Origin of the sequence: Burkholderia humptydooensis (assembly GCF_001513745.1) — a bacterium.
Taxonomy (GTDB): Bacteria; Pseudomonadota; Gammaproteobacteria; order Burkholderiales; family Burkholderiaceae; genus Burkholderia; species Burkholderia humptydooensis.
Genome location: NZ_CP013382.1, coordinates 15,691 through 39,777, shown reverse-complemented (window position 1 = coordinate 39,777; position 24,087 = coordinate 15,691). Strand labels below are relative to the sequence as shown.

Genomic DNA, 24,087 nt, shown 5'->3' with positions numbered 1-24,087 from the left:
TCAATCGAGATACTGCGCGGCGCTCGCCTTGAGCGCCGCGCTGAACTCGTCCAGCCAGCCGATCGACAATCGCCAGCTCTGCCAATAGAGCTCGACGTCGATGCTCCTTCCGTCCGACAAATCGACGAGCTCGCCCGCGGCGATCTGGCGCTCGACCATCCGCTCCGGACACATGCCCCAGCCGAGCCCCGCCTCGCACGCGCGCAGATAGCCCGCGACGTGCGGAATCCAGTGCTGCGGCGGATCGAGATCGACGCGCGTCACGCGCCGGATGAAGCGCGCCTGCAGGCTGTCCTTCGGATTGAACATCACGCATGGCGCGCGCCGCAGCGCGTCGCGGTTGACGCCGTTGCCGAAATAGCGCGCGTGGAACGCGGGCGAGCATACCGCGTGATAGCGCATCCGGCCGAGACGCGTCGAGCGGCAGCCCTGGATCGGCTCCGCGAGCGCCGTCACCGCGCCCTGCACGCTGCCGTCGCGAATCCGCTCCGCGGTGTAGTCCTGATCGTCGATCACGAGATCGAGCAACGTGCCGCTTTCCGCGCAGAACGGGCCGACCGCGTCGACGAACCAGGTCGCGACGCTGTCATCGTTGACGGCGACGCGCAGCGTCGGCCACGCCCCCGCTTCCGCGCCCGCAAACGCGGGCATATGCCCGGACAGCTCGGCCTCCAGCATGCGCACCCGCTCGGTGTGGCGGCACAGCAGCGCGCCCGACGTCGTCGCGACGCACGGCTGCCCGCGCTTCACGAGCACGCTGCCCACCCGCTCCTCCAGCAGCTTCACGCGCTGCGACACCGCCGAAGGCGACACGTTGAGCGCTTTTGCCGCCCGTTCGAACGAGCCGTGACGGATCACTTCGGCAAGCGCATCGAGCAACGCGTAGTCGAGCATCAGTTTTCCTTAATCAGCATTAGATGATTTAGCTTTTCTGATTCAAGCGATCATCGCAGACTAGCGCCTCCCGCTCCGTTAGTCCACCGCCCGAAGCCGCAACGAACATGAACTGGATCGCTTTCTCTCACGGCGCGATGCTGTGCGCATCGCTCATCGTCACCATCGGCGCGCAGAACGCGTTCATCCTCCGGCAGGGGATCATGCGCTCGCACGTCGGCAAGATCGTGCTGCTCTGCACGCTGTCGGACATGCTGCTGATCGGCGCGGGCGTCGGCGGCGCGTCGGTGCTCGTCGAGCGCTATCCGACCTTCGTCCACGCGGTGCTGTATGTCGGCCTAGCGTATCTCGCGTGGTTCGGCCTGAGCGCACTGCGCCGCGCATTCAAGCCCGGACACGAGACGCTCGACGCGACGGGCGGGGCTGTCGCGCCGCCCGCGCAGCGCGCCTGGACGATCGTGCTGATGACGCTCGCATTCACGTGGCTCAACCCGCACGTTTATCTGGACACGTTCCTGCTGATCGGCACGGCCGGCGCGCGCGAGCCGGAAGGCGCACGCAGCGCGTTCGCGATCGGCGCGATGGCCGTCAGCGCGGTGTGGTTCGTCGCGCTCGGATACGGCGCGCGATTGCTCGCGCCGTGGTTCAAGCGCGCGCTCGCGTGGCGCGTGCTCGACGGCGCGATCGGCAGCATGGTGCTGTTCCTTGCGGCGGTGCAGTTGCGGTGACGTGAAAGATCCGGTTTGCCGCGCTCGCGCGCTGAGAAAGCACGGGGCGCAGCGCGCGTGCGACGAGACGCGCGATCGCGAGCGCATCGCGAATCCCGAAGCACGCCGTTGACAACACGCTCTGCGCCCGGCCCGGCGTTCACGGCCGCGACGCGACGACGGGCCGACCGCGCAAGTGCTTCGCGCCGCATCCGGCGCGGGCGCATTCGGCGGGCGGCAACGGCCCCGCTCCTACAGCCCCACCAGGTGAACGAAGCGTGTCGTCGCCGTCCGGTCTTCGATCACGTGCAGAGGCCGGCAGCCGGCAGCTCGATAAACGGCCAACCACGCGTCGGAATCGGGCGGCGGCACGCCCTGCCCCGATATGAGCTGCACATAGTCGTGCAGCAGCGTCTCGCGGTGCATCGTTCGAAAGCCGTGGCCGAGGCGACCGTAGTAGTCCGATATCACGAGCATGCGCCCGGGCAACAGGCGCCGCATGCGCCTAAGCCACGTTTCCACCCGCGATGTGCCGCCGCGAAACATCTCGTTGACGAACTGGCTCGCGACGACGTTCTGCACGCGCGCCACCACGCGCGGCGGGATCGACGCCCCCGGATTCCTGCCGTCGCCATGGAACACCTTCACGCGCGTGGCGAGCCCCGCTTGCCGCGCTCGAACCCGAGCCGCCCTGCACATCGAGGGATTGCGATCCAATCCCCAGCCGACGAATTCGCAATCGCCCGCTGCCAACTCGCGCAGCAGCGCGCCGGCGCCACATCCCAGATCCAGCACGTGATTGAGACGCAATTGGCTGACGATCGCGGCCAGTGCCCCTCCGCCGGCCTCGCTCGCGTCGAAGGCGCGCGCGTGCGCGACGAGGTCGATCATGGAGCCGGCCAGCGCCGGCCTCCGGAGCAGCGTCGCCAGCCGTGAAGCGTTATCGGCGTAAGCGCCGGCATACAGGTTCAGCAGGAAACGCGCCTGCGCCGTGTAGTGCTCGGAAATCGTGAATCCGCGGTCCGTCTTGCAGACCAGATTCGTTCTCGATGCCGCGTATTCGAGGACGCCTCGCAACAACTCGGGATCGAGATCGTGGCCGTCGCTCAGCGTTTGCGCCGTCACCGGTTCCTTCATCGCGTCCAGAACGCCGAGCACTTGCAGCGCGGCCACGGCATGCGCCAGTTGAAGGCCCTCTGCGAGATCCAGCGCGGACCAGCGTTCGAGTTTCCGGCGCACCATGGACGAAATGGAGTCAACGGGCCGAGACCAGGATGCCCCTGCGCAGCAGCGGCTCGAAGATCGAAGCGTCTATGCCGTCATTGCTGGTGACATCGGCCAGCCATTGCGCAACGGCGCGGCACGAACGGGGCGATCTGAACAGATCGAGAATCGTCGCGATGCCGGACTCCACCCAATAGCCGGTGGCGGCTTCGCCGTGACCTTGAACGATATAGGTTCCGAGCCCGCCGACATCCGCGTCGCCGAGCATCGGCGAAGCTTCGTTCGATCGCCGGATGCGGTCGACCAATACTTCGCAATTGTGAATGTCCTCCAGCAGGCCGACGTTTTCGGCCAGTATGCAAGGCTGGTCCGCCTCATAAGGCCCTTCGGCGACGACGTCCGCCGGAGCGCGCGCCGCATACAGCCGCAACGCATAACGGAAAAGCGAATGCAGGTGATGGCCGCCGCCGAATCGCGCGGCGACGAAGGCTTCCAGCCCCGCCGCATCCGGAGCCGCGCCGGGCGACGTTTCGTTGGCGAAGTGCCGCCACTCCGATATCAGCCGGCTCAGCCGCCCGCCGAATTCCCGCAATGCGTATGCGAAGATGACCGGCCCGACCCGGCGCAGCAAATCCGCCGCCTCGACCACAAAGATGCATTCCGCACGCGGCAGCGCGGCGGGGTAGTAATAGTAGGTTTGGAATATCTCGGGATGGTCGAGCACCTCGCGCTCGTCCGACGAACTCAGCAGGCGCGTGTTGTAAGGCCCGCCATAGCCATCGTAGGCGATTTCCGCCCCGCGCTCGTCGAACAGCGGCGTGCCGGGCTCCGGCGCGAGCATGTGCAATTGCGTGAGGCAGGACGGCCGTCGAGCGCAGCGCCCGATCATGTCCAGCGTGTCGTCCCGGTCTTGCCCGGTTTCCTGGGGATATCCGGTAATGAACGAAGCAGTCGTCTCGATTCCTAACGAATCCGCCGCCGCCAGAATGGGCTCGACCCGTTGCAAGTCCAGTCGCTTCTGGCAGATTTTCTGCATGCGCGCGGAGCCAGTCTCCACGCCGAAATAAAGATTCACGCAGCCCGCGTCGGCCATCTTCTTCAACAATGCTTCGTCGACGCAGTCGATCCGCGCCGACGCGCGCCACCGATAGCCGCGCCCGGCGACCGCCTCGCAAAACTCCATCACCTTGTGGCGGTTCACGGTGAACATGTCGTGGTCGAGCTTGAAGTCCGACACGCGATAACGCCGGTGAAGGATGTCCAGTTCGCGAACCAGGCGCTCGGCCGATTTGATGCGGAAGCTGCGTTGAAAGAAGCCGGCTGTCGAACAAAATGTGCACGCGAACGGACACCCGCGGCCGGCCTCGATGCGCAGCATCGAGAGGCCCAATTCGGCGATCGGATAATGGTCGTAGGACGCGATCGGCAGCAAGTCCAGATTCTCGACCTTGGGCTTGCCGTCGGTGAATCGCAACAGCGAACCGCGGCCCGTGGCGCGCCAGCTCAATCCGGGGATCACGTCGAATGTCCGTCGCTCGAGGCAATCGAGCACGGCGGGGAGGATTTCATCCGCTTCGTAGCGGACGACGACGTCGAACTGCGGGAATCGCTCGAGGATCTGCCGGTGCAGCATCGTCGCGTGCGGCCCGCCGAGCAAAACGGGCAAGTCGGGCTCGCGCCGCTTCAGCAGCGCCGCGACATTGAGGGCAAACAGGAAACTGCAGCCGAGCGCCGTGAAGCCGACCACGTCCGGACGCTCGGCGAGCACGGCGTCGCTCGCCCGCTCGTAAAGCGTTGCATCGTAAGCCAGCGTGCCGTCCCTGATCAGTCGCTTCGGATCGTAGATCTGCACGCGATGGCCATCGGCCTCGGCGACCGCGGCCAGCGCGAGCAGCCCGAGATGCGGATGCACGTCGAGATAGGCGAGCGAGCCCTCTTCCGGCATGACGAGATTGTCGACGAGCAGCAATTTCATGCCGCGACGCTTCCGGGCGGCCTCTCGAATCGCACGAGCCCGATTCCGGCCAGTTGGTCGAGCGACCTCAAGAACTGCGGCAGCAGACGACGATCGCCGAGCAGCCGATCGCAGATGTCGGCGGCGGATCGTCTGCCGTCGATCGCTTCGATTGCGAAGTAGCCCAGCGCATCGACCCGCAGAAACCGGATTTCGCCCGTTTCGGCGGAGCGCCAATAGCAGCAGTACGTGTCGGCGGCGGGCACCGTGTCGAGCGCCGGCACCTTCCGGCGCAACACCGCCGCCAGGCGCTCCGGATCGCAATGCATCACGTGCTGGGCGACGGCGCCGTTGAGCATCGGGATGCTGCCGCCCGTCGCGCGTGCCCGATAACGAATGACGAGGCCAGCGGCGGGAAGCGGTGCGGCGCTTTCTTGCCGCAGGCACGAAAGCGCATATTCGTGGCGAAGGATGTCCCACAGCAGAGCGTGATTTCGTTGCGCGGGATCCAGCCATCTGTCAAGAAACGCAATCAGATCGCGCGCGCGCTCCCGCGGCGTGGCGGCGAATGCATGGCCGCTTTGCGCGCAGTTCGACGCATACGCGGCGAATACCTCGATCTCGAGGCCGGTTACGCTCAGCAGTCTGAAACTCAGCGGAAAATCCCCGCGCAGGCCGTTGTGACGCACCTTCAGGCTCAACCCGACGAAATTTTCCAATACGCGCAAATCGAGCTGGTCCGGCTCGATTCCCGCGGTGCGCAACAGATCCGGACGCTGCCGCCAACGCGCGATGAGCTGCGGGTTGCTGGCGCTGGCGGCGATCAGGGCGTGTATTTGCCTTGCGTTCATGCGAGCCCCATCAACTCGCGTGCGCGCTCGATATGGGCCGTCAGGACGGACAGCGGGAAGTATGGCGACCAGTTGTATTCGAAGGTCAGCGCTCGCGGCCGCGTCACGGTGAGCAGGCGCTCGAGAAGTTCGAACAGGATCGGCGACGCCGGCAGCGAGTGGTCGTCCCAGGCCGTGCCGGACTGCACGCTCATGCCGGACAGGTGGACTTCGACCACGCGCTCCAGCGGAAGCCGGGCGAATTCCCGATGCACATCGGCGCCCGTGTTGTAAGCCGTGATCAGAAAGTGGCTCAGGTCGAGGAGCAAACCGGCGTCGCACCGTTGCGCGATCGCACGAATGAAGTCCGCCATTCCCATCGTGCTGCCCGGTATGGGAAAGTATTGAGGCGAATTTTCCACGATCAGCGGAACCGGAAAATGCGGACGAAGCGCAGCGAGATTGTCGACGACGCGCCGCACCGTCTCGTCGCTCAACTGAGGGCACAACGTATACGACAACGACGTGGGCTCGCCGGCCCCACCCAGCTCTTCGCCAATGGGATCGGCCGAGATGTACGCGAGATGTTCGCCTATCCAAGGCGTGCCGGTTTGCAAGGCCGTGCGTTCGATTGCGTCGACAGTCGAAGCGTCCGGCGGCACGAATCCCGCAATGGACAAGCTGGCGCAGTGCAGAACGAACGGAATGGTTTGCTGAAGCTCGGCGACCGCCGGCGAGAATCGCAATTGCTCGAACGGCACTTCGATGTAATCGACGAGATGCGCATTCCGTGCGGCGAATTCCGCCATTCCGGGCCCATACGCCAGACCGATCCAAGGCATCGAAGCGTCGCGATCGAAAGCTTTCATAGGCTTCCCGCGCCTTTGAGGTCGAACTGCCGAAGCTCGGAGTTTGTCGCCCGCTATTGCGTGACCGCGCGCCAGACGCATGACGTTCGGCAACGCGGCTTCCCTCCGAAATCAGTCGTACAGGTAGCCCTCGCCCATGCGGCCGCCGGCGAGATCCACCTTGCTCACCGTGATGGTCAGCTTGCCGTTTTCAAGGCATTTCTGGATGGCCTTGATCTTTCTCGCATCCACCGGCATTTCCAGGGTCATCTTGGGCAGCTTCCCTTCGATGGAAACAGAAACGCCCTTTGTTTTTTTGGGTTTCGTAGCCATGATTGTTCCTGTGTTGTAGGCGGAACGCGCCGCTTAGCGTGTGAGCGTGGAATAACCCTTGGAAAGCGCGATGCGGATCAATGACTGGAAAAATCCCGATGGGCATGCATGCCGATTTGCTTCTGATTAAAGGACGCGCCCTAGTAAATGTCAAGAAAGCCCCGGCGCGAAATGGAACAGGTCGGTTGCCGGCCCGCGCCATTTCGGCGATGGCGTGTCACGGCGTTCATCGGCGGGATGCGCGATGAGCGTCGGGTCACCGGTCGGCATCAGCATGATATGAATGCGCCAGTCGATGGACTGTTCGCCATCCAAAACGAAATCGAAGCGCAACAGCAGTGTCGAGAGCACTTCGCGAATCAGCAATAGCGCGAGATTTCGCCCCGCGCAGAAGTGACCGCCGGCGCCGAACGGAAAATACTCGTACGGAGACGGCCTGGCCGTCTCCCACCGGGACGGCGAGAATGCGAGCGGGTCCGGAAACGGCCCGGCTTCGCGATGCGCGAGGAACGGACACACGACGATCTCGCAATGCGCCGGAAGCGCGACGCCCTGCAGCGATACCGCGCGCGTCGTCGCGCGGACCATCAACGCGTTGGGTGTCAGGAGCCGGAGCGTCTCGTTGACGACGTTCTCGAGCAATGGCGCGCCGCCCGGCGATGTCGGCGACGATGCGCGGCCGGCGATCTCCGCGCGCAGGGCGCGTCTCAGGCCGGGCAACTGCGACAGAACGAGCAGCAGCCATGTCAGCGATATCGCGACGGGCTCGGTGCTCGACACGAACATGACGTTGGCATGGCCGACTATCTCGTCCTCGGAAAGCGCGGGCGAACCCGGCAGGCCAGCCGTTGCCAGACGTCGCAGCAGCCCCGCCCGATCGTCGGCGGGACCATTCCGATACCGTCTGATGCGCTCCCGCAACGTGCGATCGAGTTGCTGCCCGACGCCGATCAGCTCGGCCCGGTATACATGAGGATCGCGCGCGTTCAGCGAAGACGCCTCGCGCCTCAAAGTAAAATAAGCGCTTAATAGAAAAGCCAGTTCGGCATCCTCTTCATGGCACCGCGGCCCAAGAAAGACATGCGACGCCATCTCCGAGGTCAGCTCGCGCATCCGGCTGACCACGGCAATCCGGCCGTCTTCCTTCAGCCTTTCGCCCAGCCGATCCAACGCCGCTCGTATCCCGTTTCGATGCGCGTCGAACAGCTCGCGATTGATCGTTCCCGTCAGGAGGCGCTTGTGCCGGCCATGCTCCGGCTCGCGCATGCTGTGCAAGCCGCGATTGAGGTTGACGAGATTTTTCGGCAACGCCAACTTCGCCGCCGCGGACATCGGCAGCGCGAAATCGTCTATCTCGGTCAATATCTGTCGAAGCCGATGCTCGCCGAATACCGCTATCACGCCGCTGCAATCGCTCGCGCGGGAGAAAATCGGGCCGCGCTCTCGCATGACGACGACATCGCCGTGCTGCGAGCGAGCTCGTGCGAGAAACGCGAGCGGCTCCGCAAAGAGCGACTCGGTGCTGCCGACTCGTGGAAGCGACGAAGGTAGACCATTCATTTGCGAGCAGTATCCGTGAGCGACTCGTGCCGATCCTGGCTACGCCGGCTGATCGCTATAGCGCATGGCGTCATCACAGTATCACGCCTGATGGCGTCTACGTTGCCGCATCGCGCAGCGGCGGCTCCCGCGTCGAGCTGAAAATTCCGTGGCGCCGCTGTTGATGCACGCGGAGTACGCTTCGGCCCCGCCGACTGTCGACGCATGCCGCTCGCCCGTCCTTCCATCAGAGAACACCCCTTGAAACGCGAGTACGAATGGCAGATCGGGCTGCGCGATACATGCGCCGGCAAGCGCGCGACAGGCAACGGCTTCGTTTCGTTCATCGCCGCGGTGTCGATGGCGGGCATCGCGCCCGGCGTGGCCGCGCTGATCATCGTGCTGTCCGTCATGAACGGGTTCAGGAGCGAAGGGCGCGACCGCATGCTGTCGGTGCTCGCGCACGTCGAGATCTTCTCGCCGACGGGAACGATGCCGGACTGGATGCGAACCGCCGATGAATCGCTGCGCAATCCGTCGGTCAAGCGCGCGGCGCCGTACGCCGAGGCCCAGGGCTGCTCATGCACGGCGGCAAGGTGACGGGCGTGGTACTCGGCTGCGCGCTCGACATTCGGTTCGTGACGCCTTCCGCTTATTGGCGCAGCGCGAGGGTTCGCGCCGGCGGAGGCGCTGCGGTATGAGTGATGGCGAGGGGTGCGGGTTGAATGCATTCCATTACACACAAGTCGGCGTGAGCGGCTTGTAAACTTGCGCGGCTTGCCGTTTACTCTTGCTTTTTGCGCGATGCACGAATGGCAGAAGCAACGGGGAGCTGGGCGGCAATGGAATTCAAGGGTATCGATCTGGGCGACAAGCGGCTGAACCGGCGGGCGATCCTGCTGGCCGAAAGCTGTCGGGGAATCCGATGGCGAGCCTTCCGCAGGCGTGTGGCGGCTGGGCCGAGACGGCTGCGGCTTATCGGTTTTTCGCGCAGGACAAGCTGGACTGGGTCGGCGTGATGGAACCACATTGGCAGTGCTCGGCTGAGCGGATGCGGGCATGCGACGTGGTGCTGTGCCTGGATGATACGACGGAGTTGAACTTCAACGGGCAGGACATCGCCGGACTGGGGCCATTGTCGTATGAAGCCCAGCGCGGCATGTACGTTCACGCGACCGACGCGGTCACGCCGCAGCGTGAACCGTTGGGCGTGTTGAATGCCTGGATGTGGGCGCGTGAGCGCAAGGGCGCCGATGGTGTGCGTGGCGGCGAGAGGGAAAGCACACGCTGGATTGAAGGATACGAACGCGTAGCGGAGCAGGCGGCGGATCTGCCCGGCACGCGGTTGGTGTACGTTGCGGACCGGGAGTCGGACATCATCGCGCTGATGCGCCGAGCGCACGATCTCGGCTGTCCGGCGGACTGGCTGATTCGCCCAGCACAATCGCGCGTTGCCCGAGGATCAAAAACTCTGGGATCACGCCACGCAAGCTTAGCCGCTCGGTGAAATTCGATTCACGTTGCCTGGTCGCCAGCGACAGAAGGCGCGGGAAGTTCATCAGCAAATATGGAGTCGACGGGTCGATCTGCCCGATGCCCAGGGCGGTGTGGTGTCGATCAGTTGCCTGGTCGCGCGCGAGATAGACACGCCGAGCGGCGTGACGCCGATCGAATGGCGCTTGCTGAGCAATTGCGACGTGCCCGGATCTGGCCGAGGCTGCGCGGCTGATCGATTGGTATCGCGCCCGCTGGGAGGTGAAAACCTTCTTTCATGAGTTGAAGAAGGGTTGCCGAGTCGAGGCGCTGCAACTGAGCGCGATCGAGCGCATCGAGCGGGCACTGGCGGTGTTCATGGTGGTGGCGTGGCGCATTGCTCGTCTCATGCGCTTAGGCCGCACTTGCCCGGACCTTGATGCCGGACTGCTGTTTGAGCCCGATGAATGGAAGGCCGCCTTCATCCTCAACAAGAAGACCCCGCCCGATAAACCACCGCAACTGAATGAAGTGGTACGGCTCGTCGCTAGGCTCGGCGGCTTCCTCGCGCACAAAGGCGATGGCGAGCCTGGCGTCAAAACCATCTGGCTAGGCATGCAGCGAATCGTGGACTTCATTGCCGGCATCAGATATATGCGCGAGGTTGAGCACCGGACTTGTGTGTTATGGAATGGAGTTGCCCTCCGCGAGTCGTCCTGCGGCAGAGTCAGAATCTTCAGCGCATCAACGCCAAAATAACGGGAAATTACTGGCGGGCTAGAACGGCGATCGCTCGAATCTTTCATTGGCCTGCCTCCGACGCAATATATGAAGATTTTTGGCGAGCCATTTTGACATAAGCCGCAATTACCAAAAACGCCACAGATATAATCGCGCCATCATATATAAATACCTGGTGTATTTTTAGATGATTCAGAAGATATGCACCAGCAAATGGCACCACCAGGTTGATGAACGACTGTACGGCTTGCCGGATCGAGCTCGCCTGCCCGATTGCAAATCCAAAGTGATGGCTGAGATAGATATTGGATGCAATCGCAAAATTGGACCCGCAGAAGCCAGTCGTGAAGAATGCGAAAGACAGAATATAGGTACTCAACGGTGCTGGGTGCTGTATCGCGACACCGATAATCATGAAGGTCATTGCCGACGCGATGCCGGGGACAACGACGCGCTGAACGCTCGCGCCCGATCCCAAGGCAGCTTTCTTGCTGGCCAGCAACATTCCACCCACGATCCCCCCCGCTCCTGCTGATGAAACCAACAGACCCAGCATGTCCTTGCCGTATCCCAACGATTTCAGAATGAGGGGCATCTGATTGTTGACGATCTGGCCTAGCGCAGAATATAACGCGACGCAGATTAGCAAAGGCAACATCGCATTAATCGGTAATTCGATGGGCGACACGGACGTCAACTTTTCCAATGATTTTCCTGAGTCAATCGATTGGTTTGTGATGGAAGGATTGACTGCCAATGCAAAGAAAGCCGCCCCAATTAAACTTAGTGCAATGGAACCGAATAGAACAAATCTTTCCCCTAAAATCTGACTGGCTACCGTGCCGACAATGGGTGCAAAAATTTTTGCAAAATTGTTCGTCACGTTCAACAGTGAAAATCGCCTCTGTAGAATGTCCTCTGTCGATACGCGTTTTACGAGAGAATTGACGGCAGGCACAACGAATGAGCTTGCGAAGGACCGCAACAGAACAATCACCAGGAAGGCCCAATAGTTTCGCGTGAAAATAATAATGAATGTAGCCACGATCCTCGCAATAAGGCTGACGATGAGAACCGTCCTTGGACTGTAAGCATCGCACATCCCGCCGATTCTCTTTGCAAGCACTATTCCGGGAACCAACATCGCCGTACTGAGTGCAGCCATATCGTACGTCGACGCCTGAAACTGATAAGCCGTCAGCGTGAGAATCGCTAGAAAATCAACCCATGATCCGAAATTGGCAAATACGTCACCCAGTAAAACTGGAAGAAAAGATTTATTCTGCACTTAGCACTCCGTGTTTCAAGAGCTCTTTGACGAGAATAATTTTCGACTTCGTGTCGAGGGCGCCAGGAACCTGCGCGATGTCACAGTTCCTCCAGATCCTGCTTAACGAATCCAGGAAGTTCCAAGTAAGATGGTTGCTTCTGCAAATTAAGGGCGGCACTCGTCGAATCAGATAAATATAGTCTTATTCCATTCTCACTCTCGACGATTTCAACCAGCTTGCACGGATTACGTCGAACGAGCGATGTCGCGGAAATGTCCTGCGCGAAACTGTAATTGGTAAACGCCTGATCATTGACACGTGGGCGAACTGAATTTTCCGAGCGAATGTAATGAGCCCAAGCTTTGCCGGCAGATACTTTTTTCAGTTCCGTCGCGGCACGGTCGATGGCCTCGTTGAGCAGGATCTCGCAGTAGGGTTCGGACTGGAACAGCGGCGCAGGCAGGGCCGGTTCCTTGAGCGACAAACTGTCGACGATGTATTTGATCACATCCGTTGCGGTCCACGGCGTCAATCCAATACTTACGTATAGCGACATGGCGCCGTCACATTGCGTTCGATGAGGCGTCCCGGCTGGCAAATACAGCACATCACCGGGCTCCAGAACGAACTGCTCGGCAGGCTGTGAAATCTCCTTCGCAGTGAGCTTCCGTGCCACTGAGGCACGCGGGTTGGTCGCGATTCTTGGATAGGTCGACCATATCTTAGTGCCGGAAAGCTGAGCAGCAAAGACAGACTCCGAATCAAAATGCGACGAGAATCCACTGGTGTTTGGCGGGGTAAGGAATATTTTCGCGACGGCTTCACCACCGAATGTTCCCTCTATACGTCTGCACAGGGAACCAAACAGCGGAATTCTCCATTCAAGCTCGCTGAGCTTGAACGTTGCGCCCTTGTGGAATTTATTTGCGATGAACTGCTTTTTCCCTCCACCATTATTTTCATTGAACGCAGGAATATCTATCAGTGATCCGTCTTTCGCACCCTGCACGAATTCATGCAAATTTCCCTCGTGAGAATTCAAGTAATCATCCAAATCCCTCACTCTCCATTACAGATAAGATTTGTTCACCTCCCGGAGCTTGACGTATTGTTTATTCAAATTGATGTCTTCAGCATTGAGAGTCATTTCCGCTCCTTTGATAAATCAAGAAACCAATGAGCCACCATCGAATGATGGCAGCCCATTCAAATTAGCACGATCAGCATTATTTTCAAAATTTTTTGCTCTATGAGATTTCGTATGGACACAGCAAGGAAAATGAATTATTTAGCCTTTGTTCTTCGTCACTCCAATCACAAAATGCTACCCCAACCTCAATAAATCTGTTATTGCATATTTACCTGAAGAGATTTACAGCTTGAGAATTATTATTGATCGCGATTGAATCTGTTCCGCTTCATGAACGGGCTCAGTTCAATTAATAATTTCAAGTTACGCAAAATTGTCATTATCAGCGGGCGAACAGGGCAAGCTCAATTTTCAGATATGACTTCCACTGTCAACCAAGCGCTGACAACGGGATCAGGAAGACGGGCAAGTCAATCGTCGACAACGGATTGTGGAAACTAATCGAGCCGCTTCTACCGCCGACCAAGCCCCGTCGCTTCAGGTATCGAGATCGCAAGCCGCGCTCACGAGCATCCTGCTCGTGCCGAAGACGGGTATTCGCCGGCGCGATCTTCCTGCGGAAATGGATCTGGCTCGGGTGTGAGCAGCTTGCAGCGGCTGGCGTGCGGGACGCCTTGCGCGCATTGCGACTGATCAAACTACACGCAGCAAGGCAGATCGACTTCTCGCGCGTGGTCTCCGGCTCCTCGTCAATTCGTGCGGTTGGAGCGGGCGAAGAACCGGCCCGAACCCCACCGACGCCAGCGGTGCACCAGTCGCGGCAATCCTCCTGACGGCCCCCTAGCCACACAATCACGTCACGCAACTGATTCCCTTGATCGAAGCGATCATGCCGATCAAGCGTCCGTGGCCGACCGCTGAGCCGGCCCAAATGCGTCTTTGCGGATCGCGGCTACGATCATGACAAGTATCGGCGAGTCCTCGGATACGTCGACAATCAACTGCGCCCCTCTCATCCGCCCCTTTTAAATCACGTTGACTTTATATCTTTCGATATATATCTTTCGATACATCCAAAGTCACCCAGGAGGCGACAATGCACCACGCTCAACGGTTTTCCCGCCGCGAATGCGGCATGCACGACTCGGTTCACCCCAGCCCGCTCGAGATGTTCCGCCATATGTTCGGCGGCCATCGCCGCGGCGGCGGCCGACACGGTTTCGGCCCATTCGGCGGCTTCGGCGGCGGCCCCGGGGGTTTCGGCGGTTTCGGCGGTTTCGGCGGAGACGACGCGATGCCGCGCGGCCGCCAATTCAGCGCTGACGATCTGCAGTTGCTGCTGCTCGCGCTGCTCGCCGAGCAGCCGAGCCACGGCTACGAGCTGATCAAGGCGCTCGACACGCGCTCGAGCGGCTTCTACGCGCCGAGCCCCGGCATGGTGTACCCGGCGCTCACCTATCTGGAGGAGCTCGGCTACGTAACGGTGCAGGCCGAAGGCAACCGCAAGCGCTACGCGCTCGCCGACGCGGGCCGCGCGCATCTCGACGCGCAGCGCGAGCGCGTCGAGATGCTGTTCGCGAAGCTTGCGCATCTCGGTCGCAAGATGGATTTCATGCGTCGCGCGTTCGCCGGCGAAGCGCCTGCCGCGCCCGACGACGACACGCGCGGCTGGCTGCCGGAATTCGTCGAAGCGCGGATGGCTCTCAAGCAGGCGCTTTTTCGCAAGAGCGGCGCCAGCGCCGACGAGCAACGCCGCATCGCGGCCATTCTGCGGCGCGCCGTCGCCGACATCGAAGGCCGCACGGAGGGCTGAATCCCGCCGCGTCCGGTTTATCAAGGAGAACCGATCGATATGATGACCCAACCGACTACCGAGCGCGCGGTCGTACGCGTGCGCCATACGCTGAAATTCCGCCTGCTGCAGGTCAAGCGCGTCGTCGACGTGACACCCCACCTGAAGCGCGTGACGCTGACAGGAAACGAGCTCGACGATTTCGAATCGGCGTCGTTCGACGATCACGTGAAAGTCTTCTTCCCGCCGCCCGGCGAAGACGCGCCCGCACGCCCCGAATTCGGCCCGGACGGGATCGTGTTTCCCGAAGACAAGCCGCGGCCAATCGCCCGCGATTTCACGCCGCGCCGCTACGATCGCGCCGCGCGCGAGCTCGATCTCGATTTCGTGCTGCGCCATCCGGGGCCGGCGTCGCAGTGGGCCGCGCGGGCGCGCGTCGGACAGACGCTCGGCATCGGCGGGCCGCGCGGTTCGTTCGTGATCCCGAAGGATTTCGACTGGCATCTGTTGATCGGCGACGACACCGCGCTGCCCGCCGTCGCGCGACGGCTCGAGGAATTGCCGGCCGGCACGCGCGTCGCGGCCGTGCTCGAGGTGGCCGATCCGTCGGCGCAGATCGAGTTCGAAACCGACGCGAATCTGTATGTCGTCTGGCGTCATCGCGGCGATGCGGCGAACGGCGAGCGCGGCGCGAGCCAGCTCGTCGACGCGCTGCGCGAACTGCCGCTGCCGGCGGGCGACGGCTACGTGTGGGCCGCAGGCGAAGCAGCCGCGATGCGCGGCGTGCGCGAGCATCTGTGTCGCGAGCGCGGCGTCGCGAAATCGCGGATTCGCGCGTCCGCTTACTGGAAGCACGGCGCGGTCGCGGTGCACGAATCGCTCGAAGACTGATGCGGCAAGCGAGCCGAGCGCGCGGCGTGCGTTCGGCTCGCATCGGCGGGCGGCAGGCTGGGCGCATGAGCGTTGCGCCGGCGAACGGCGGGTGGCGAACGGCAAATCACGTTGCGCGTCTTCGATGCCACGCTGCGCATCGACGAAGCCGTTTCATTCGTTTTTCCGCCGTTTTCCCGTAGATAAACGCCGCAGCAGCATCCGTCGACGCGCACACGTTCACATTCCGTCGATCCGCCTGCATCGCACGAGCCGCCTCGCGCGCGTCTCCACACGAACGGAGTTGCATCCGCAACGCCCGTGTCCTATACCTGTGTCGACGGCACGCGGCCGGTTCGGCGAAGCCGTCGCGGCACGCATCGGCGTCATTCACGGGACAACGGAGCCCGCGCCGCCGTGACCGGATATCGAAAACGCAGCGACGCGCGTCGTACTTTTTCCGCGTCGAACGAGAACGAGACCGCGCGACTTCGCGCGTCGCCACCCGGAACGCGACCATGACTCGCCGTCACACTCACGCAGGCATCCCGAGAACGCTCAGAATCGTCGGCTATTGCGGGCTCGGCGCAATCGCGCTCGCGCTGTTCGTCGCGATGTGCGCGATCCTGAAGGACAGCGCGCTCGATCGCGAAGCCGCGCGCCAGTTGCAGAACGGGAACGTCGAATTGCACGGCGGCGCGGACGCCGAGCCGGGCTCGACGAACGACGCCGCGCAGACGAGAACGCCCGGTTAATTCGGATTCCCTCCGATTCCCGTCGATCGCCGTCAGTCGATGCGGATCGGCCGCTCGTGCAATCGCGTGAACGCGATCGCATGCACCGATTCGCCGATCCGGTCGAGCAGCGCCGTCACCGGGCGGCCGTACAGATGCGCGGCGAGCGCGCCGGCGGTGCCGACGAGCGCGCCGCCCACGATGTCGAGCGGCCAGTGCACGCCCACGTACACGCGCCCCCACCCGATCGCCGCCGCGATGACGGCGAGCGCGACGCCCGCCGGGCGCGTCGCGCGCGCGATCAGCAGGCCCACCGCGACGCTGCAGACGAACGTCGTATGATCGCTCGGAAACGAGCCGTCCGGCGCGTGCGGAATCAGTTGCGCGCCGACGCCGAGCACGAACGGCCGCGGCGAATACCAGAAATGGCCGATCACCTGCGCGAGCGCGAGCGCGATGCACGCGCCGACGCCCGCTTCGATCGCCTGGCGGCGCGTCGGGCGCGCGCCCATCACCCAGGTCAGCAACAGCAGCGCGGGCACCGCGTAGACAAGCCAATCGGCGGCGAACACGCCGAAGCGTGCGGCGGCGAGATGTGGGGAGGGACCCGCATTGAGCGCGGAAAAGACGGCGAGATTGAAGTTTTGCATGGGGCTGAAACGGTAGCGAATCGAACGATGCCGGGTCACCGGTCCGCACGATGCTAGAACGCGCACGCTTAAGACAGGCTTAACCCGAAGCGCCGCGAGATCGAAAGGGAAATCGACAATTTCAACAACGCGACGCTTCGAGAACAGTCACGCCCCAAAAGTTCAATTGCGCGCGCCGCATGTCACCGCATCCGGTTTTCGGCCTGCGTTCACCCTCGTTTCACGGGTCCCGCAAATACTCACCGAAGCTCCCGAAAAGCCTCACCTTTGCGACTCGGCGCGGCAGCGATTTGTCTCCCATTACCCGCCGATGCGCGTTCGTTACCGCCTCGGCAACATTGTCAATATTTGTCATTTCGTTGCCGCGAATTCCGCAATAATCTTTTCCAGTTGCGGCATCGCACAATCGATTCCTGGAAGCATACGATATCGGCACCCCGACCACGAAGCGATCAACAAGGAGTCCGCATGAAGCCAAGCCAAGTCCGATCGAAAGCATTCGCGATGCCGCTCACGAGCCCGGCATTCCCGATGGGCCCTTACCGTTTCGTCAATCGGGAATTCCTGATCATCACGTATCGCACCGACATGGACCGCCTGCGCGAAATCGTGCCGGAACCGCTCGAGGTCAAGGAGCCGCTCGTCCATTACGAATTCATCCGCATGCCCGATTCGACGGGCTTCGGCGATTACGCCGAGAGCGGGCAGGTGATCCCCGTCGAATACAAGGGCCAGCCGGGCGGCTATACGCTCGCAATGTATCTGAACGATCACCCGCCGATCGCGGGCGGCCGCGAATTGTGGGGATTCCCGAAGAAACTCGCGCAGCCGACGCTGGAAACGCACATCGACACGTTGCTCGGCACGCTCGACTACGGCCCCGTGCGCGTCGCGACGGGCACGATGGGCTACAAGCACCGGGAGCTCGATCTCGAAGAGCAGGCGAAGCGCCTCGGCGGCGCGAACTTCCTGCTGAAGATCATTCCGCACGTCGACGGCTCGGCGCGCGTGTGCGAGCTCGTGCGTTACTACCTGCAGGACATCAGCATGAAAGGCGCGTGGACGGGCCCCGCGTCGCTGCAACTCGCGCCGCATGCGCTCGCGCCCGTCGCCGATCTGCCGGTGCTCGAGATCGTCGAAGCGCGGCACCTGCTCGCCGATTTGACACTCGGCCTCGGCGAAGTCGTCTACGATTACCTCGCGCAGTAACGCGAGCCTCTTCGTTCCCTATCACTTTCTCGACAGGAATTCGATCATGAGCAATCTGAATGGCAAGACCGCCGTCGTGACGGGCGCAGCAAGCGGCATCGGCAAGGAAATCGCGCTGGAGCTCGCGCGCGCGGGCGCGGCGGTGGCGATCGCCGACCTGAATCAGGACGGCGCGAACGCGGTGGCCGGGCAGATCAGGCAGGCGGGCGGCCAGGCGATCGGCGTCGCGATGGACGTGACCAACGAGGACGCGGTCAACGCAGGCATCGACAAGGTGGCCGAGACGTTCGGCTCGGTCGACATCCTCGTGTCGAACGCGGGCATCCAGATCGTCAATCCGATCGAGAACTACGCGTTCGCCGACTGGAAGAAGATGCAGGCGATCCACGTCGACGGCGCGTTCCTGACGACGAAGGCCGCGCTCAAGCACATGTACAAGGACGATCGCGGCGGCGTGGTGATCTACATGGGCTCGGTGCACTCGCACGAGGCATCGCCGCTGAAGTCGGCGTACGTGACGGCCAAGCACGGGCTGCTGGGCCTCGCGCGCGTGCTGGCGAAGGAAGGCGCGAAGCACAACGTGCGCTCGCATGTCGTGTGTCCGGGCTTTGTGCGCACGCCGCTCGTCGACAAGCAGATTCCGGAGCAGGCGAAGGAGCTGGGGATCAGCGAAGAGGACGTGGTGAAGAAGGTGATGCTCGGCCAGACGGTGGACGGCGTGTTCACGACGGTCGAGGACGTCGCGAAGACGGTGCTGTTCCTGTCGGCGTTCCCGAGCGCGGCGCTGACCGGCCAGTCGTTCGTCGTCAGCCACGGCTGGTTCATGCAATGAAGCCGCGCGCCCGCACCGAGAAGCAGGCGGTCGATCCGGCGGACCTGCACAACGAAGCAGGCGCGCCGCACGCGCTCGAGCATGCGCCCACGCCGTTCCACGATCTGCCGTACGAAACGATCGCGCTCGTGCTGCAAGGCGGCGGCGCGCTCGGCGCATATCAGGCGGGCGTGTTCGAGGGGCTGCACGAAGCGGGCATTCCGCTCGACTGGATCGCCGGCATCTCGATCGGCGCGCTGAACACCGCGCTGATCGCCGGCAATCCGCCCGAGCGGCGCGTCGAGCGGCTGCGCGAGTTCTGGAACACGATCTGCCAGCCCGCGTTCTTTCCCGCGCTGCCGGCGATGTTCGAGGCCGCGCTCTTCAACAGCCACGAATACGTGCGCACGTTCTTCACCGCGAGCCAGGCGGCGAGCGCGGTCGTGCAGGGACAGCGCGGCTTCTTCGTGCCGCGCTTCCCGCCGCCGCTGCCGGGCTCGGCGCATCCGCCGGAGAAGGTCAGCTATTACGACACGTCCGCGCTGCGCGCGACGCTGCTCAAGCTGTGCGACTTCGAGCGGATCAATTCGGGCGAGACGCGCGTGTCGGTCGGCGCGGTGAACGTCGGCACGGGCAACTTCATCTACTTCGACAACACGAAGACGACGCTGCGTCCCGAGCACTTCATGGCGTCGGGCGCGCTGCCGCCGGCGTTTCCGCCCGTCGAGATCGACGGCGAGTTCTACTGGGACGGCGGCATCGTGTCGAACACGCCGCTGATGGAGGTGCTGCGCGCGTCGCCGCGCCGCGACACGCTCGCGTTCCAGGTCGACCTGTGGAGCGCGCGCGGGCCGTTGCCCGAATCGATGAACGAAGTGACGGAGCGCACGAAGGACGTTCAGTATTCGAGCCGCACGCGCTTCGTTACCGATACGCTGCAGCGCGAGCAGCGCTTTCGCAACGTGCTGCGCCGCGTGCTCGATCAGGTGCCCGAAGCGATCCGCAAGAGCGATCCGTGGTGCCAGCAGGCCGAGACGCTGTCGTGCAGCAAGCGCTACAACGTCCAGCATCTGATCTATCAGCAGAAGGCTTACGAGCAGCACTACAAGGACTATCAGTTCGGCGCGTCGACGATGCGCGATCACTGGACCGCGGGCCTCGCGGACATCCGCAAGACGCTCGCGGTGAAGAACGGCCTCGCGCTGCCGGACAACGACGCAGGCTTCGTCACGCACGACATTCACCGGATTCGGTAAAGCTCGCCGCTCGCGGCCGGCGCGCGCCGGCCGTGCGTTTCGTTTCGACATTTTCCGTTTTGCCATTTCCCGCTTCGCCATGCCGATATTCGTCGTTCTGTTCGCGTTCGTCGCATTGATCTGGGGCGCAGTCCATACGTTTCACGCGATCGCCGCGCGCTTCGGCGACGCCGTTGCGATCGGCGCCGCCGCCGTCGCGGCCGGCGCGACCGCGGCGGTGATCGCGCGCTGGGTCCGGCGGCGGCGCGACATCGCGCCGAACGCGCGCGAAGACGGCTGGACGCACGTGCTGCAACGCGCATGGGGCGACCTGCGCGTCTCGGCGACGAAGGGGCTGCTGTGGCTGTCGCAGGACGGCGCCGACGGCCGCTACACGCTCACGGATCTGAGCGGCTGCCGCGCGCAGGCGCTCGATGGCCGCTGGTATCTCGTCGTCGCCGTGCGCGACGAGCGCCGCGCCGAGTGGACGCTGCCGATGGACGGCAAGCGCGACGCGCTGCGCTGGGAGCGCGTGCTGACGCTCGCGAAGCGACAGCGCCTGTGAGTGCGGCGAATGCCGCCTGTATCGCCGCAGGCTCGATCCGGCCGCGCGCCCGGTTTCGCGGGCGATCGGCGAGCCGTCGGCGGGGTCCGGACGGGTTCCGGACCCCTTCGCGGCAGCTCCCGAAAAATCTCACCTTTGGGTGGAAAGCGTGTCGACGCGGGCGGCCGGCGCGTTCGCGGAGCGAGCGTCGACGGTTGTTTCTTCAAGCCGCCGGACCGGACGGCGGCAGCATGCGCGACCGCGCCGCCGTCGTTCGTCAGATCGTCACACGCCCTTCGAGGTAGAGCAAGCGCCGTCGTGGCGGGCTTGGCGGCGTCACCAGACGCGCGGCACGAGCCGCCAGCGCACGCGCTCGCAGTACGCGCGATAGCCGTCGAGATGCGCGCTCAGGTAGCGTTCCTCGTCGACGAGCCGCGCGACGACGCCTGCAGCGAGCACCGCGGCGAACGGCCAGGCCCATGTCGATTGGGCGGCGATCGGGCTCCCGAAAAATATCACCATTGCGCCGGAATACATCGGGTGGCGGACGAGACGATACGGGCCGGACGAGATCACTGTCTGATCGCGCGTCACCTCGACGAGGCTCGACGCGAAGCGATTCGCGCGCAGCACCGCAAAGCAGATCGCGAAGCCCGCGATCACGAGTGCATTGCCGAGCGCGACCGAGCGCCAGTCGACCGGCGTGTGCGCGACGCGCCATTCGGCGCCCATCGCGACGACGAGCCCGACGCTCGCCACGCTCACGACGCCGACGATGATCTTCTGGCTGAGCTCGCGCTCCGCTCGCACGCCGACGCGCATCCGGCTCTCGACGAGCACCGGATCGTGCTTGAGGAAATGGAGCGCGAGCCAGGTCGTCGCGCCGGAGAACACGAGCCAGTAGATCCAGCCCTGCCAGTAACGCAGCGAGCCCGCCGACGCGAAGATCAGCACGGCGAGCGCCGCGACGAAACGCGCTTGCGCGCCGAGCACGCGCTTCGACAACGAGTCCATTGCGGGTTCCTCCGGGATGGGCAGTTAGTTGCAGATGCACTCACCAAACGATTATCCGCCGTTCGCGCGCTCGTTCAGGTGCGCGAACGCGTCCGCGAGAAAATCGACGCACACGCGCACCTTCGCCGACGCCGCGAGCCGCGCCGGATACACGGCCCACACGTTCGCCGGCTGGAGCGCGTCCGGCAGCACGCGCTTGAGCTTGCCGCTCGCAAGCAGCGGCCCCGCCTCCCAGATCGAGCGCAGCACGATCCCGCGCCCGGCGAGCGCCCACTGCACGGCGACCTCGCCGTGATTCGTCGACAGCGCGCCGCCAACCTTCACTGTCGACGTCTCGCCGCGCACCGTGAGCCGCCATACGCCGAACGGATGATCGCGCTCCTTGATCGCGAGGCACTGATGCGCGGCGAGATCCGCGAGCTGGCGCGGCGTGCCGTGTCGCGCGAGATAGCCGGGCGACGCGCACAGCACCCGGTAGTTCGTCGCGAGCCGCTTCGCGATCAGGTGATCGGCAATTTCGTCGCCGATCCGGATGTCGAGATCGAAGCCTTCGCCCGCCACGTCGACGAGCCGGTCGAACAGATCGAGCCGCACGTTCAGTTGCGGATAGCGTTCGTTGAAGTCGAGCAGCGCGGGCGCGAGCACGTGCCGGCCGAAGCCGAAGCTGCTTGAAATCCGCAGCGTGCCGCGCGGCACGCTGCGAGTGGTCGACACGTCTTCGACGAGATGGTCGACGTCGTCGAGGATCTTCTCGGTCCATGCATAGACGCGCTCGCCCGCTTCCGTCACCGCGACGCGGCGCGTCGAGCGATGCAGGAGCCGCGTGCCGAGCTGCTTTTCGAGCAGCGCGACGCGCTTGCTGACGTACGCGGGCGACACCGCGAGCTGCTCGGCGGCCGCGCTGAAGCTCGCGAGCCGCACGACGACGCTGAACACGCGCAGGTCATCGAGGTTCGGGGAATTGTTCACGGTGCGTGGAAAGTCGATTAACCGAATGGCCGATTTTAATCCTTCCAGAAATAAATAGAATGCATGGATCGGCGATCGCGCAAGCCCCGCGCGATCGCCTCTTTGATGCCGCGCGCGCCCGGCTCGGCCGATGCGCGCGGCAGGACACGAGATGAGGAAGCCAGCATGAGCGACAAGGTGTACAAGATCGCCGTCATCCCCGGCGACGGGATCGGCGTGGAAGTGATGCCCGAAGGGCTGCGCGCGCTCGACGCGGTGAGCCGCCGCTTCGGCCTGCGCTTCGAATACGAACCGATCGAATGGGCAAGCTGCGACTACTACGCGAAGCACGGTCAGATGATGCCGGACGACTGGAAGACGCAACTTTCCGGCATGGACGCGCTGCTGTTCGGCGCGGTGGGCTGGCCCGATACGGTGCCCGATCACGTTTCGCTGTGGGGATCGCTGATCAAATTCCGGCGCGAGTTCGATCAATACGTGAACCTGCGTCCCGCGCGCCTGTTCGACGGCGTGCCGTGCCCGCTCGCCGGCCGCCAGGCGGGCGACATCGATTTCATGATCGTGCGCGAGAACACCGAGGGCGAATACTCGGCCGTCGGCGGCGCGATGTTCGAGGGCACCGATCGCGAGTTCGTCGTCCAGCAGGCGGTGTTCACGCGGCACGGTACCGAACGCGTGATGAAGTTCGCATTCGAGCTCGCGCAGCGCCGCGCGAAGCAGCTCACCGTCGCGACGAAGAGCAACGGCATCGCGATCAGCATGCCGTGGTGGGACGCGCGCGCCGCCGAGATGGCCGCGCGCTATCCGGACGTCGCGTGGGACAAGCAGCACATCGACATCCTGTGCGCGCGCTTCGTGATGCAGCCGGAGCGCTTCGACGTCGTCGTCGCGTCGAACCTGTTCGGCGACATCCTGTCCGATCTCGGCCCCGCATGCACCGGTACGATCGGCATCGCGCCGTCGGCGAACCTGAACCCGGAGCGCCGGTTTCCGTCGCTGTTCGAGCCGGTGCACGGCTCCGCGCCGGACATCGCGGGCAAGCACGTGGCGAACCCGATCGCGATGATCTGGTCGGCCGCGATGATGGTCGATTTCCTCGGCGAGGGCGCGGGCCCCGCCCGTGAGGCGCATGATGCGATCGTCGCCGCGATCGAGCACGTGCTGAAGCACGGCCCGCGCACGCGCGACATGGGCGGCCAGGCATCGACGAGCGAAGTGGGCGACGCGATCGTCGCGCACCTGCTCGGCTGATCGGCTGCTCGGCTGATCGCTGATCGGCCGCGTTCGACGTGATCGCCGAAGCCGCCGACAACAGCGACGACGACGCGCTTCCGACGTAAAGGCGCGCGGCATTT

Annotated in this window: 21 protein-coding genes and 3 pseudogenes; 12 read left to right on the top strand and 12 right to left on the bottom strand. The window is 63.5% G+C overall.

Annotated elements, in window-relative coordinates:
• Complete coding sequence (locus tag AQ610_RS19670; RefSeq protein WP_006028391.1) at positions 1–894, bottom strand: LysR family transcriptional regulator ArgP; 894 nt, start codon at positions 892–894, stop codon at positions 1–3.
• A 107-nt stretch (positions 895–1,001) separates the two neighbouring features.
• On the opposite strand from AQ610_RS19670, the gene AQ610_RS19665 reads away from it, so the two are divergent.
• Entirely contained in the window at positions 1,002–1,622 is a 621-nt protein-coding gene (locus tag AQ610_RS19665) for a LysE/ArgO family amino acid transporter (RefSeq protein WP_006028390.1), read from the top strand.
• 231 nt (positions 1,623–1,853) lie between these two features.
• Here the strand turns inward: AQ610_RS19665 and apyS are convergent, their stop codons facing one another.
• From apyS to apyO, 6 genes are all read right to left on the bottom strand, one after another.
• On the bottom strand, positions 1,854–2,843 hold the full coding sequence (gene apyS / locus AQ610_RS19660; RefSeq protein WP_009914073.1) for a RiPP biosynthesis methyltransferase ApyS: 990 nt from the start codon (positions 2,841–2,843) through the stop codon (positions 1,854–1,856).
• A 13-nt stretch (positions 2,844–2,856) separates the two neighbouring features.
• Positions 2,857–4,800, bottom strand: coding sequence for a RiPP biosynthesis radical SAM protein ApyD (gene apyD, locus AQ610_RS19655; RefSeq protein WP_006028388.1), 1,944 nt, complete (start codon positions 4,798–4,800; stop codon positions 2,857–2,859).
• A complete protein-coding gene (apyI, locus tag AQ610_RS19650) occupies positions 4,797–5,630 on the bottom strand; it encodes a RiPP maturation protein ApyI (protein WP_009914072.1) in 834 nt (277 codons plus the stop codon). The genes apyD and apyI overlap by 4 nt, the downstream gene beginning before the upstream one ends.
• A complete protein-coding gene (gene apyH, locus AQ610_RS19645) occupies positions 5,627–6,478 on the bottom strand; it encodes a multinuclear non-heme iron-dependent oxidative enzyme ApyH (RefSeq protein WP_009914071.1) in 852 nt (283 codons plus the stop codon). The genes apyI and apyH overlap by 4 nt, the downstream gene beginning before the upstream one ends.
• 111 nt (positions 6,479–6,589) lie before the next feature.
• Entirely contained in the window at positions 6,590–6,790 is a 201-nt protein-coding gene (apyA, locus tag AQ610_RS19640; RefSeq protein WP_006028385.1) for an aminopyruvatide family RiPP, read from the bottom strand.
• Positions 6,791–6,940: 150 nt separating this feature from the next.
• Positions 6,941–8,350, bottom strand: coding sequence for a RiPP biosynthesis cytochrome P450 ApyO (apyO, locus tag AQ610_RS19635; RefSeq protein WP_006028384.1), 1,410 nt, complete (start codon positions 8,348–8,350; stop codon positions 6,941–6,943).
• Between the two features lie 240 nt (positions 8,351–8,590).
• Here apyO and AQ610_RS19630 point away from each other — a divergent pair.
• Positions 8,591–8,902: pseudogene (locus tag AQ610_RS19630) on the top strand (ABC transporter permease); the annotation flags it as partial.
• A gap of 239 nt (positions 8,903–9,141) precedes the next feature.
• Positions 9,142–10,465: pseudogene (locus AQ610_RS19625) on the top strand (IS4 family transposase); the annotation flags it as partial.
• Between the two features lie 139 nt (positions 10,466–10,604).
• Here the strand turns inward: AQ610_RS19625 and AQ610_RS34200 are convergent.
• Positions 10,605–11,831, bottom strand: coding sequence for an MFS transporter (locus AQ610_RS34200; protein WP_080595165.1), 1,227 nt, complete (start codon positions 11,829–11,831; stop codon positions 10,605–10,607).
• Between the two features lie 80 nt (positions 11,832–11,911).
• A complete protein-coding gene (locus tag AQ610_RS34195) occupies positions 11,912–12,868 on the bottom strand; it encodes a JmjC domain-containing protein (protein ID WP_157225898.1) in 957 nt (318 codons plus the stop codon).
• A 488-nt stretch (positions 12,869–13,356) separates the two neighbouring features.
• On the opposite strand from AQ610_RS34195, the pseudogene AQ610_RS37485 reads away from it, so the two are divergent.
• From AQ610_RS37485 to AQ610_RS19605, 4 genes and pseudogenes are all read left to right on the top strand, one after another.
• Positions 13,357–13,887: pseudogene (locus AQ610_RS37485) on the top strand (transposase); the annotation flags it as partial.
• Between the two features lie 113 nt (positions 13,888–14,000).
• Positions 14,001–14,717, top strand: a complete 717-nt coding sequence (locus AQ610_RS19615; RefSeq protein ID WP_043282959.1) for a PadR family transcriptional regulator — start codon at positions 14,001–14,003, stop codon at positions 14,715–14,717.
• A 42-nt stretch (positions 14,718–14,759) separates the two neighbouring features.
• Entirely contained in the window at positions 14,760–15,587 is an 828-nt protein-coding gene (locus AQ610_RS19610; protein WP_015603441.1) for a siderophore-interacting protein, read from the top strand.
• Between the two features lie 497 nt (positions 15,588–16,084).
• Positions 16,085–16,321 carry a hypothetical protein gene (locus tag AQ610_RS19605; protein WP_006028379.1) on the top strand — a complete coding sequence of 79 codons (237 nt, stop codon included), beginning with the start codon at positions 16,085–16,087 and terminating at the stop codon, positions 16,319–16,321.
• A gap of 32 nt (positions 16,322–16,353) precedes the next feature.
• Here AQ610_RS19605 and AQ610_RS19600 read toward each other — a convergent pair whose 3' ends face one another.
• A complete protein-coding gene (locus AQ610_RS19600) occupies positions 16,354–16,950 on the bottom strand; it encodes a phosphatase PAP2 family protein (protein ID WP_009914058.1) in 597 nt (198 codons plus the stop codon).
• A gap of 468 nt (positions 16,951–17,418) precedes the next feature.
• On the opposite strand from AQ610_RS19600, the gene AQ610_RS19595 reads away from it, so the two are divergent.
• From AQ610_RS19595 to AQ610_RS19580, 4 genes are all read left to right on the top strand, one after another.
• The gene (locus AQ610_RS19595) at positions 17,419–18,159 is read left to right on the top strand and encodes an acetoacetate decarboxylase (protein WP_009914057.1); all 741 of its coding nucleotides are present in this window, start codon (positions 17,419–17,421) and stop codon (positions 18,157–18,159) included.
• A 46-nt stretch (positions 18,160–18,205) separates the two neighbouring features.
• Positions 18,206–18,991 carry a 3-hydroxybutyrate dehydrogenase gene (locus tag AQ610_RS19590; RefSeq protein WP_006028375.1) on the top strand — a complete coding sequence of 262 codons (786 nt, stop codon included), beginning with the start codon at positions 18,206–18,208 and terminating at the stop codon, positions 18,989–18,991.
• Positions 18,988–20,226, top strand: a complete 1,239-nt coding sequence (locus AQ610_RS19585) for a DUF3734 domain-containing protein (protein WP_006028374.1) — start codon at positions 18,988–18,990, stop codon at positions 20,224–20,226. The genes AQ610_RS19590 and AQ610_RS19585 overlap by 4 nt, the downstream gene beginning before the upstream one ends.
• A gap of 79 nt (positions 20,227–20,305) precedes the next feature.
• Positions 20,306–20,770: a hypothetical protein gene (locus AQ610_RS19580; RefSeq protein WP_006028373.1), complete on the top strand. Its 465-nt coding sequence runs from the start codon at positions 20,306–20,308 to the stop codon at positions 20,768–20,770.
• 315 nt (positions 20,771–21,085) lie between these two features.
• Here the strand turns inward: AQ610_RS19580 and AQ610_RS19575 are convergent, their stop codons facing one another.
• Positions 21,086–21,763, bottom strand: coding sequence for a methyltransferase family protein (locus AQ610_RS19575; RefSeq protein WP_009914054.1), 678 nt, complete (start codon positions 21,761–21,763; stop codon positions 21,086–21,088).
• Between the two features lie 51 nt (positions 21,764–21,814).
• Positions 21,815–22,732, bottom strand: coding sequence for a LysR substrate-binding domain-containing protein (locus tag AQ610_RS19570; RefSeq protein WP_006028371.1), 918 nt, complete (start codon positions 22,730–22,732; stop codon positions 21,815–21,817).
• A 63-nt stretch (positions 22,733–22,795) separates the two neighbouring features.
• On the opposite strand from AQ610_RS19570, the gene AQ610_RS19565 reads away from it, so the two are divergent.
• Positions 22,796–23,983 (top strand): tartrate dehydrogenase, encoded by a 1,188-nt coding sequence (locus AQ610_RS19565; protein ID WP_269465453.1) that lies wholly within the window; start codon positions 22,796–22,798, stop codon positions 23,981–23,983.
• The last annotated feature ends 104 nt before the right edge of the window (positions 23,984–24,087 follow it).